Origin of the sequence: Coprococcus sp. BIOML-A2, assembly GCF_009875795.1 — a bacterium.
Lineage (GTDB): Bacteria > Bacillota > Clostridia > Lachnospirales > Lachnospiraceae > Coprococcus > Coprococcus aceti.
Window position 1 is genome coordinate 172001 of record NZ_WWSI01000003.1, and the last position, 11216, is coordinate 183216.

Genomic DNA, 11216 nt, shown 5'->3' on the forward strand with positions numbered 1-11216 from the left:
TCCTCCTAAAAAATACCCTATTATTAAAAATATAGCACAGAAAACATCTTCATGCGACCCAATAATCCGTCATTATTTATGCGCATAATTACCAATGTTTTCTGTGCTATTTTACTAATACTTTATTAGCAAGTATTCTTTTTGAAGTTTCTATGTCATTTGCCATCTGGGCCTTGAGCTCATCCAGGCTTCCAAATTTCTTCTCACCTCGGATCTGCTCGATAAGCTCCACCTTGATGACCTGTCCATATATGTTCCTGTCAAAGTCGAAGATATTCGTCTCTATGGTGATATTTCCCTTGTCGTTGACTGTAGGATTGTCTCCTATGTTGGTGATTCCCATATAGACTCTGAAAGGATCCTCATGTCCCGTATGCTTCCCCCGGATTATACTGATCCTTGAAGCATACACACCAGCCGGCGGGTACAGCTTGCGCTCCTCCGGCAGCATATTCGCAGTCGGTATTCCTATTGTCCTTCCAAGCTGTTTACCGGACACCACTTCACCTGTCATACTGTACGGTCTGCCGAGCATCGGAATGACCGACCTCACATCTCCCTCAGAAATATTCTTCCTGATGACAGTTGAGCTGACCACCTCGTCATCCTGTTCCAGCTTGTCTATGACTATGACCTTATATCCATACTCGTCCGCATAGCTTCTGAGGGTATCCACATCGCCCTTTCTGTCTCTGCCGAATCTGTAATCGCTTCCAACCACGACATATCCGGCCCGCATCATGTCCACCAGAACATCTCTGATGAACGCCTTCGGCTCTGTAGCTGCAAATGCATCGTCAAACGGATATTCAACCAGGACGTCAACTCCGGTATCCGATACCACCTGTGCCTTCTCGTCAGATGTGTATATGGTCTTCATATTGCTCACATCAAACACATGATTCTCCCTCATGTCAAATGTGAACACAACGCCCATATATCCCTGTCTCTGAAGCTTCAACACCTGCTCTATCAACAGCATGTGTCCCTGATGGATACCATCAAACTTGCCCAGGGCAACCGCCGTGCGCTCTGTGCTATTCAGTTTTACCTTCTTCGTGTCCTTTATATGAATCATAACTGTCTGTCCTTAATTACTCACCGGAAACATCTTAAATGGCACATACTGCCTCTTCTCATCGCTGTATTCATACAGTGCCGCAAATCTTCCATTCTCATCGAACACCTTGACATAGGTATCCCTGTGTATCTTATTCTCGGCAAATGCATCCGCACTGAGCTTATTTCCATTTGCCAGAAGCTTAACACCCTTCTCAGCTATATGAAGCTCCGGTATATTCGGCATGAGCTTATCCGTTGTTAATATATGCTGCATGAGTGTCCCGTCATCCCTTGCCTTCTCCACCTCATCAAGCGTCAGACTTTCTTCTATAGTAAAGCCCTTCACCTCGGTTCTGACAAGCTTCTCCATCACCGCACCGCAGCCAAGCTTCTCTCCTATATCCCTGCACAGGCTTCTGATATATGTTCCCTTGGAACAGCTCACATCGAATGTCACCCTCGGAAGTTCTACCGACTGTATGGTGATACCATGTATCGTGACCAGTCTCGGCTCTCTCTGTATAACCTGTCCGGCTCTCGCCAGCTCATAGAGCTTCTTACCATTTACCTTGATGGCTGAATACATAGGCGGGATCTGCATGTAATCGCCTACAAAACTCATCACCGCAGCCCTGACTGTCTTCTCATCAGGATATACATCTGTCACGTCTGTCATGACTCCTGTCACGTCTTCGGTGTCGCTGGTCTTTCCGAGAAGCATGGTACATGTGTATGTCTTGTTCTTCTCAGTGAGCAGATCGCACATCTTCGTAGCACTTCCCAGACACACAAGAAGAACTCCCTCCGCCATGGGATCGAGAGTTCCGGTATGACCTATCTTTTTCTGTTTTAATATACCACGGAGCTTTGCCACCACATCAAATGACGTGAACCCCTGCTCCTTATATATATTGATAAATCCATCTATCATAACTATTTCAAATCCAATCCAAAGTCTTTTACATCAGTCCGCTGTATCAGTACCTGTTCCAGATCACATCTTTTCTGCAATTTATCAGCCAAGCTGTTTCTCTATATCCGCAACTATCTCCGCAACTATCTTTTCCGGATCACCTGACATATTGCATCCCGCAGCCTTCACATGGCCGCCACCGCCGTGGCTGCACGCGATCTCACTCACGTTCACGATATCATTTGCCCTGAGGGATATCTTGTAATTATCCTCACCAGCCTGATACATGAAGAAAGCAACCTCAGTACCTGATGTCAGTCTGAGCTGATCCACGATTCCATCCGTATCCATCTTGCTGGCACCAAATCTGTCAAAGTCCTCCTTTGTCAGAAGTGTATGGGTTATCTTTCCATCTGCAAACTGCTTCATGTTGAGAAGCGCATAGCCCAGAAGCTTGTTCTGTATGAGCGTCTTCTTGTAGAAGGTCTCATCTATGACAAAGCTTGGTCTTGCCCCCTTCTCTATCAGGATTCCCGCTATAGTCATGGCTGCCCTTGTTGTATTGCTGTGCTTAAACACTCCCGTATCGTGGACTATTCCGGTATACAGGCACTCTGCACACTTCTGATTGATCTTATCAGCGTCAAGGAGCTTGAATATAGCTTCCGCAGCGGAGCACGCATCACTTTCCACATAGCACACATCACCAAAGCCCTTATTGGACACATGGTGGTCTATACACAAGGTTCTCTTCGCAGTCTCATAATATCTGACAAATGGTGTGAATCTGTCCATATCTCCGCAGTCAAGCGACATAAACAGATCATAGGTCTCATCATCTGCCTCATGCTTCACCTTGTCAGCACCGCCCATGAACATAAACACATCAGAGAATTCCTGAAGATATACCTGAACCCTCTTGTCAGGGTAATTGCTTGTAATATAGTTGTACATTCCAAGTGTAGAACCTATACAGTCACCATCAGGATTGATATGTCCTGTTATGGCTATGCTGTCCGCGTTCTCTATCTCCCTTATAAGATCGTTCATGATATACCTCCTTTTTTATTCTCATATTATATCCTACTCTTCAAACTCATCTTCACTCTCTGAGTTTTCATCTGTACTCTCATCAGCATCTCCATGCTTTCCGAGAGCCTCATCTATCTTGTGGGACATGCTGACACCGTATTCTATGGACTGGTCCATGATAAATGTTATCTCCGGTGTATTGCGCAGATTTACAGAATGAGCAAGCTCTCTTCTGATATATCCCATTGCACTGTTCAGCCCTGCAAATGTGGAATCAACAGCATCCTGGTCACCCAGGACACTGATATATGCCTTACAGAACTTGAGATCAGGTGTGACAACCACATCAACAACCGAAGTCATAGGTGATATTCTTGGATCCTTGATCTCACGGCTGATGATCCTGCTGAGTTCTCTCTGAACCTCACCATTGATCCTGTTATTCTTTACACTGTTTTTTCTCATATCTATTACTACTTTCTAGGCACCTCTACCATCTCGTATGCCTCTATCTGATCTTCCTCTGCAACGTCCTGGAAGTTCTCGAATACCATACCACACTCAAAGCCGGACTTAACTTCCTTGACATCATCCTTGAATCTCTTGAGTGAAGCAAGTTTTCCTTCAAATATAAGATTGCCCTCTCTGGTGATCCTTACGCTACAGTTTCTGTTGATTGTTCCGTCGAGAACATATGAACCGGCAATGACACCGATACCAGAAGCCTTGTATGTCTGTCTGATCTCTGCGTGTCCGATGACCTTCTCCTCATATATAGGATCAAGCATACCCTTCATTGCTGAATCAATATCCTCTATTGCATTGTAGATGACTCTGTACAGACGAACATCTACACCCTCGCTGTCAGCCATATCCTTTGCTCTCGCATCCGGTCTGATATTGAAACCGATTACGATGGCATTTGATGCTGATGCAAGAATTATATCTGACTCATTGATAGCACCTACACCTGCATGTATGCACTTGATAACGACCTCGTCATTTGAGAGCTTTAAAAGGCTCTGCTTAACGGCCTCAACTGAACCCTGTACATCCGCCTTGATGATGATCTTGAGCTCCTTGAGGTTGCCGGCCTGAATCTGGCTGTACAGATCGTCAAGTGACATTCTCTGCTTTGTATCTGCAAGAAGTTTCTCCTTACCCTGTGAGATATATGTCTCGGATATGGTTCTTGCTTCCTTCTCATTGTCAACTGCCATGAATATCTCACCTGCATCAGGAACTGTGTTGAGGCCCTGGATCTGTACAGGTGTTGATGGAAGAGCCTCTGTAACTCTCTCACCTCTTGAGTTGGTCATGGCACGTACCTTACCATGTGACGCTCCGACAGCGATGTAATCTCCAACATGGAGTGTTCCCTTCTGTACAAGCATTGTTGCAACAGGTCCACGTCCCTTGTCAAGCTCAGCCTCGATGACGATACCTCTTGCCTTTCTGTTAGGATTTGCCTTAAGTTCAAGCACATCCGCTGTGAGGAGGATCATCTCAAGGAGATTGTCAATACCTTCCTTAGTATGTGCAGATACAGGACAGAATATTGTTGAACCACCCCAATCCTCTGGGATAAGCTCATACTCTGTAAGCTCCTGCTTAACTCTCTCTATATTGGCACTTTCCTTATCGATCTTGTTGATCGCTACTATGATCTCAATCCCAGCAGCCTTTGCATGGTTGATAGCCTCGATAGTCTGTGGCATTACTCCATCATCGGCAGCTACAACAAGGATAGCGATATCTGTACTCTGTGCACCACGCATACGCATTGCTGTGAACGCCTCATGTCCAGGAGTATCAAGGAATGTTATAGTCTGGCCATTTACATCGACAACAGATGCACCGATCGCCTGTGTGATTCCACCAGCCTCGCCCGATGTAACCTTTGTCTGTCTGATCGCATCAAGGAGTGATGTCTTACCGTGATCAACGTGTCCCATAACGCAGACTACTGGAGGTCTTGGAACCATGTCCTTCTCGTCCTCTTCGTCCTCCTTCAGGAGTTCCTCGATCACATCTACCTTCTCCTCTTCCTCAGCTATACAGTTGTACTCAAGTGCGATCTCTGAAGCCTCGTCAAATGGAAGCTCTGAGTTCACATTGACCATCTTACCTGCGAGGAACAACTTCTTGATAAGTGCTGTTACAGGAGTCTTTACCGCATCAGCCAGCTCCTTGAGTGTTACAACCTCAGGAAGTGTGATGGTTCTGATTGCATCCGGATCCTCCTGTGGTGCCTGCTGCTTCTTCTGTGGCTTGTTCTTCACATTCTTCGCAAGTCTGCTGATATCAGCCTCGACCTCCTCAGGTGATCTTCTGTTGCCCTTACGTGGCTTGTTCTTATCTCTGTTGTAGTTATCTCTGTTCTGGCTCTTTAAATCCTTACCCGGCATCTCCTTCGCATCGAAGTCCTTGCGGTCTCTCTTGAATGGTGCTCTCTTCTGAGCTGGGCTGTCATCCTCGTCATCCTTGCCAAATGGCATATTGATACGGTTGCTGAAACGGTTGCCACCATCTCTGTTAAAGCCTCTTCCGCCCTGGTTTCTATCGCCATTGCCGAAGCGTCCGCCACCCTGGTTTCTGTCTCCGTCTCTGTTAAACCTTGGTCTGTCACCCTGGCCGTCCCTGTTAAATCTTGGTCTGTCACCCTGGTTTCTATCACCATCTCTGTTAAACCTTGGTCTGTCATTCTGGCCGTCTCTGTTAAATCTTGGTCTGTCACCCTGGTTTCTGTCGCCATCTCTGTTAAACCTTGGTCTGTCGCCCTGACCGTCTCTGCCTACTCTTGGTCTGTCACTCTGATTTCTGTCGCCCTGGCCATCTCTGCCGAATCTTGGTCTGTCACCCTGATTTCTGTCGCCCTGGTTCCTGTCGTTGCTGAATCTGGCTCTGTCTGAACCGCCCTGTCTGTCGTTGTTAAATCTGACTCTGTTACCGTTGTTATTCATCTTGCCGCCGTTTCTGTCCTCCCTGGCAAATCTTACATGATTGCCAGAACCCTGTCTGGCTGCTGAATTGTCATCCCTTGAAGGATTCTGCTTCTGCGCGTCCGCCTTTGGCGCTGCAGCAGGCTTTGCTGTCTCAGGCTTTGGCTGCTCTGTCTTAGGCGCTGCCTTTGGAGCCTCCTGCTTTGGTGTTGCAGGCTTTGGGGTCTCAGCCTTTGGAGCCTCGGCCTTTGGCGCAGTCTTTGCTCCAAACTTAGCTTTAATTATTCCAACCATCGAATCGTCCAGATTGGACATATGACTCTTGATCTCTATTCCCTTTGCGCCAAGTGTATCTATGATATCTTTATTTGAAATGTTTAACTGTTTTGATAATTCGTGTACTCTGATTTTAGCCAAATGTTACACCTCCATGTTTTCATTTACATTCATGTACTTTATGATCTGATTCCCGAATCCCTCGTCAAGTATCGCAATGGATGTTCTCATCTCATTGCCACTGTACTTGCCAAGCTCATCCTTTGTCCCGTACTCATAATAAGGAATCCCATAATAATTACATTTCTGGTCGAAAAGTTTCTTCGTATTGTCAGAGGCGTCCTTCGCCACAATGACCACGTACGCGCTCTGATTCTTAACTGCTTTCTCTACTGAGAAATTGCCACTGCACAGCCTTCTGGCTCTGGCACACAGAGAAATTAACGAGTAGATCTTGTTATTCTTCAATGTCACGCAGCTCCTTGTCTAATTGTTCATACACCTCAGCAGGTATGCTGACCTTGAAAGCCTTCTCAAGTGCTTTGCTTCCAACCGCCTTCTTAAGGCACTCGGATTTCTTGCATATATAAGCGCCTCTTCCGTTGAGCTTGCCGGTTGCATCAACTGCGAACTGCCCGTCATTGCTTCGGACTATCCTTATCAGCTCACTCTTCGGCATCATCTCACGGCATCCAAGGCATTGCCTCAGAGGTACCTTCTTTGCCATCTCATCACTCCCTATTCTCTATCATGTGCCACTACATCAATGCAAATGATTACTCTTCGTCGTTTGTGTCTACTGTTTCATCTATGTCAAATGAAGCAGCATCGGCATCTTTATCTTCGCTTACTTCATCATAATATTCATCTTCGTTATAAGGATCAAAGTTCTCATCCTCTGGCTGCTCATCAAAGTAACCCATCTCCTCGGCCTTTGAATGGCTCTTAATATCGATCTTGTATCCTGTCAGCTTGGCTGCAAGGCGGGCATTCTGACCCTTCTTACCGATTGCAAGTGAAAGCTGTGTATCAGGTACTACGACAAATGCTGTCTTCTCATCAAGATCAACTGATACGTCCTCAACATCTGAAGGACTGAGCGCATTGTAAATAAACTCAGCAGGGTTCTCACTCCAAGGAATGATGTCGATCTTTTCACCGTTCAGATCTGCAACGACAGCATTTACTCTGTCACCATTGATTCCTACGCATGCTCCAACTGCATCGACGTTCTCATCGTTTGACCATACTGCGATCTTAGATCTTGATCCTGCCTCTCTGCAGAAGCTCTTGATCTCAACTGTTCCGTCTGCGATCTCTGTTACTTCCTTCTCAAAAAGTCTCTTGACGAGCTCTGGATGAGTTCTTGATACAGTGATCCTTGGTCCTCTGTTTGTCTTCTTGACCTCTGTGATATAAAGCTTTATTCTGTCGCCTCTCTCGTAGCTCTCTCCCTCGATCATCTCTGACGGCTTTAAGAGTGCCTCTGTCTTGTCATCAAGGCTCACATTCACGCTGTCTCCAACCTGTCTCTGAACGATTCCTGTTACGATATCCTTCTCCTTCATATGGAAGTGATCGTATATAGCTGCTCTCTCATTCTCATTGATAGCCTGAACGATGACATTTCTCGCACGCTGGGCTGCTATTCTTCCAAAGTTCTTAGTTGTGATCTCTATATTTACTGTATCACCTATCTCGTACTTGCTGCTTATCATCTTGGCCTGCTCCAGTGTTATCTGGCATGCAGGATTCTCAACTTCCTCAACAACCTCTTTGGCTGCATATACATGGCACTCACCAGTCTCTCTGTCCAGTGAAACTGTAATGTTCTCGTCTGTATTGAAATCCTTCTTGCAGGCTGTCTTGAGTGATCTCTCTATAGCCTCAAGCAGAACATCCTTGCTAATGTTTCTCTCCTTCTCAAGCTGATTCAATGCTTCAATGATCTCTGACACCTTTTTATCCTCCTAATATATAAATGCTAATCGTATCATGGAAATATCTTTTCTCGTTATCGTTATCTCTGTCTCATCCTCAAGCTCAATGGTGACTGTATTCTCATCATATGCCTTGAGCACACCCTCGAATTCCTTTGCACCATTCACCTTGGCAAATGTCTTGATCTCCACGACCTTACCTATGCTTCTCTTGAAATCCTTCTCTTTCTTCAGTGGTCTCGTAAGCCCCGGTGAGCTGACCTCCAGTATATAGGCATCTCCTATATAATCATCCTGGTCAAGCAGGTCTCCAAGTGCTCTGTTCACTATCTCGCAATCACCGATCGTGATGCCACCTTCCTTGTCCGCATACACTCTGAGGTAATAATCACTGCCTTCCTTGACGTACTCCACATCAACAAGCTCCAGATTGTTCGCCTCAATGATCGGCATCACAAGTGCCTCCGTCTTTGCTTCAATATCCGCTCTCTTCGTAAATACGACCACCTTTCTGTAAAATATTATCCCCACAACAATTGAGAGTGGGCCAAGGCCCACTCTCATGCTGTAATCTATAACAATCTCACTTATTGTATCATAATTATCAAATAATTCAAGTACAAATATTAACAAATATTTATGCGTTTCTTCTGGCTGCGTCCTCACGGTAATATTTGTCAAGCACCTTGTTCGCCTTCTTGTCGTCAAGAACGCATTTGTTGGACAGTGCAACCTTGACGAGTTCATCCAGTGCTTCCTCCCTAAGTGCCGTGCTCTTGATGTTGACATTTGCAAGCTCTGTGTACGCTCCCATCTTTCTTGTGAGCGTCTCGTACTCCTCTGGAAGCATCCTGTCTATCATATTCCTGATCTGCTTGGATACCGCCTGGCTGTTGCCGCCTGTTGTGACTCCCACCACAAGATCTCCGCGGACGATAACGCCTGGAAACAGGAAGCTGCTGAGCTCCTTGTTATCAGCCACATTTACCATGATGCCCCTGTCATTACAATATGTACCTATCTTGGCATTGATCTCCGGGCGCCTGGTTGCCGCCACAACAATGTCTGCATTCTGCAGTATGTCAAGTGCCACGTTGCTCTCATGTACATTTATTCCCTTTATCGCTTTTATATCATCGCACACCTTCGGCGCAATGACCGCTATCTTCGCTCCGAAATACAGCAGCGAATTGATCTTTCTAAGTGCTGCCTTACCTCCACCTACAACTATTACTTTCTTGCCCTCAAGATCGATGTACATTGGAAAGTATGCCATATCTTATCTCCTCCGAATATTCTATAAATCTAGTCATATACTTACTGTGAAAGCTGCTTAAAAAACTTTCACAGCAAATTATAAATGAGGAATTAAGAAATGGCAATTACAAATAACGTTGGCTCACTAAAAATTCAGATAACGAACAACAATTTCTTTCCCGTCGAGGGTGCTTCCGTATACATAAGCCCTACGGGAATGCCCGATTCCACCTCAGAGGAATTTATCACCGATGAAAATGGTATCGTCATCGATGAAGAGCTTCCCGCCCCCGATGTCGCCTACAGTCTGGAGCCTGGCGAAAACCAGCCATACTCGGAATACAACGTGCTTGTGAACGCTCCCGGATACAACGAGCGCTTCATCTCCGGGGTTCAGATATTCTCCGGTGAGAACGGGATCCAGAACATAGAGCTGACACCATCCGATGGAAGCGATACGAACCCTACCGTTCTCGACGCCCACACCCTCTGGGAGCAGTATCCACCCAAGATCGCCGAGGACATGATAAAGCCGGTGAATCCATCAGGCGGCATAGTGTTGAGCCGCGTCGTTGTACCTGAGACCATAGTTGTCCATGACGGCGCCCCGGCGGACTCCACCGCCAGGGACTACTATGTTCCATATAAGGATTACATAAAGAATGTTGCCTGCAACGAGATATATTCCACCTGGCCTGATGCAGCCATCCGCGCAAATGTACTTGCGATACAGTCATTTACCCTTAATAGGGTCTATACCGAGTGGTACAGGGGAAAAGGATACGACTTTACTATCACGAGCAATACCGCGTTCGACCAGAAGTGGGTCTACAATGCAACCATATTTGAAAATGTCTCCCAGATCGTCGATGAGATGTTCGCCAACTATCTCTCAAAGCCCAACGTTACACAGCCACTGTTCACCCAATACTGCGACGGCAGACGTGTATCCTGTCCGGGCTGGATGACACAGTGGGGGTCAAAATCCCTGGCAGACGACGGTCTTACCGCCATCCAGATTCTCAGATACTATTACGGGGATACAATATACATCAACACCTCGGAGACTATATCCGGTATACCTTCTTCTTATCCGGGCTACGAGCTGACCATCGGCTCAAGCGGTGACAAGGTCTCCCAGCTCCAGAGACAGCTCGCCAGGATCGCACTCAACTATCCTGCCATCGGTACCGTAACCGTCGACGGCGTATATGGTCAGAACACCGCTGATGCTGTGAGAAAGTTCCAGCAGATATTCAATCTTCCGGTTACCGGAGTCACCGACTATAAAACGTGGTATAAAATTTCACAGATATATGTGGGAGTTACGAAGATTGCGGAGAATGTGTAGCACCGCTTCACACACTATGGCATGAAAACACAAAAAAGCTGAAATCTTAATGATTTCAGCTTTTAGCAGTTCGTAGGGGAATCGAACCCCTGTTTTCGCCGTGAGAGGGCGACGTCTTAGCCGCTTGACCAACGAACCATAGGTCTTATTATCTAATTATTGAATCTTTCGATTCTTAGCAGTTCGTAGGGGAATCGAACCCCTGTTTTCGCCGTGAGAGGGCGACGTCTTAGCCGCTTGACCAACGAACCATAGGTCTTATTATCTAATTATTGAATCTTTCGATTTTTAGCAGTTCGTAGGGGAATCGAACCCCTGTTTTCGCCGTGAGAGGGCGACGTCTTAGCCGCTTGACCAACGAACCATAAGTGCTTGTATCCTGCCGCTTCGCTTGCGACCTGTTTAATATAACAGAAACGAAAGCAGAATGCAAGCACTTTTTT

Annotated in this window: 11 protein-coding genes and 3 tRNA genes; 1 reads left to right on the top strand and 13 read right to left on the bottom strand. The window is 46.2% G+C overall.

The annotated features are described in order from the left end of the window. Positions 1-106: 106 nt before the first annotated feature. The 10 genes from GT575_RS07755 to GT575_RS07800 all read right to left on the bottom strand — a co-directional run bounded on the left by GT575_RS07755 (position 107) and on the right by GT575_RS07800 (position 9441). Positions 107-1078: a bifunctional riboflavin kinase/FAD synthetase gene (locus tag GT575_RS07755; protein WP_055222495.1), complete on the bottom strand. Its 972-nt coding sequence runs from the start codon at positions 1076-1078 to the stop codon at positions 107-109. A gap of 12 nt (positions 1079-1090) precedes the next feature. Next, positions 1091-1993: a tRNA pseudouridine(55) synthase TruB gene (truB, locus tag GT575_RS07760; RefSeq protein ID WP_161171827.1), complete on the bottom strand. Its 903-nt coding sequence runs from the start codon at positions 1991-1993 to the stop codon at positions 1091-1093. 84 nt (positions 1994-2077) lie between these two features. Further along, entirely contained in the window at positions 2078-3025 is a 948-nt protein-coding gene (locus GT575_RS07765; protein ID WP_161171828.1) for a DHH family phosphoesterase, read from the bottom strand. 33 nt (positions 3026-3058) lie between these two features. Beyond that, positions 3059-3472 carry a 30S ribosome-binding factor RbfA gene (gene rbfA / locus GT575_RS07770; RefSeq protein WP_015534838.1) on the bottom strand — a complete coding sequence of 138 codons (414 nt, stop codon included), beginning with the start codon at positions 3470-3472 and terminating at the stop codon, positions 3059-3061. Positions 3473-3480: 8 nt separating this feature from the next. Further along, positions 3481-6366: a translation initiation factor IF-2 gene (infB, locus tag GT575_RS07775; RefSeq protein WP_055222493.1), complete on the bottom strand. Its 2886-nt coding sequence runs from the start codon at positions 6364-6366 to the stop codon at positions 3481-3483. Between the two features lie 3 nt (positions 6367-6369). Beyond that, positions 6370-6699, bottom strand: a complete 330-nt coding sequence (locus GT575_RS07780) for a L7Ae/L30e/S12e/Gadd45 family ribosomal protein (RefSeq protein WP_082418050.1) — start codon at positions 6697-6699, stop codon at positions 6370-6372. After that, positions 6683-6952 carry an RNase P modulator RnpM gene (rnpM, locus tag GT575_RS07785; RefSeq protein WP_055144672.1) on the bottom strand — a complete coding sequence of 90 codons (270 nt, stop codon included), beginning with the start codon at positions 6950-6952 and terminating at the stop codon, positions 6683-6685. Before rnpM ends, GT575_RS07780 begins: the two co-directional genes overlap by 17 nt. A gap of 49 nt (positions 6953-7001) precedes the next feature. Beyond that, a complete protein-coding gene (gene nusA, locus GT575_RS07790) occupies positions 7002-8183 on the bottom strand; it encodes a transcription termination factor NusA (protein ID WP_055144675.1) in 1182 nt (393 codons plus the stop codon). 12 nt (positions 8184-8195) lie between these two features. Continuing rightward, on the bottom strand, positions 8196-8618 hold the full coding sequence (gene rimP, locus GT575_RS07795; protein WP_055144996.1) for a ribosome maturation factor RimP: 423 nt from the start codon (positions 8616-8618) through the stop codon (positions 8196-8198). Between the two features lie 184 nt (positions 8619-8802). After that, positions 8803-9441: a precorrin-2 dehydrogenase/sirohydrochlorin ferrochelatase family protein gene (locus GT575_RS07800; protein ID WP_055280010.1), complete on the bottom strand. Its 639-nt coding sequence runs from the start codon at positions 9439-9441 to the stop codon at positions 8803-8805. Between the two features lie 99 nt (positions 9442-9540). Here GT575_RS07800 and GT575_RS07805 point away from each other — a divergent pair, with 99 nt between their 5' ends. Further along, a complete protein-coding gene (locus tag GT575_RS07805) occupies positions 9541-10773 on the top strand; it encodes a peptidoglycan-binding domain-containing protein (RefSeq protein WP_015534835.1) in 1233 nt (410 codons plus the stop codon). Between the two features lie 66 nt (positions 10774-10839). Here the strand turns inward: GT575_RS07805 and GT575_RS07810 are convergent. The 3 genes from GT575_RS07810 to GT575_RS07820 form a co-directional block, all read right to left on the bottom strand. Beyond that, positions 10840-10911: transfer RNA gene (locus GT575_RS07810), tRNA-Glu, on the bottom strand. Positions 10912-10952: 41 nt separating this feature from the next. Then, positions 10953-11024, bottom strand: a tRNA-Glu gene (locus tag GT575_RS07815). A 41-nt stretch (positions 11025-11065) separates the two neighbouring features. Further along, positions 11066-11137: transfer RNA gene (locus GT575_RS07820), tRNA-Glu, on the bottom strand. Positions 11138-11216 lie beyond the last annotated feature (79 nt).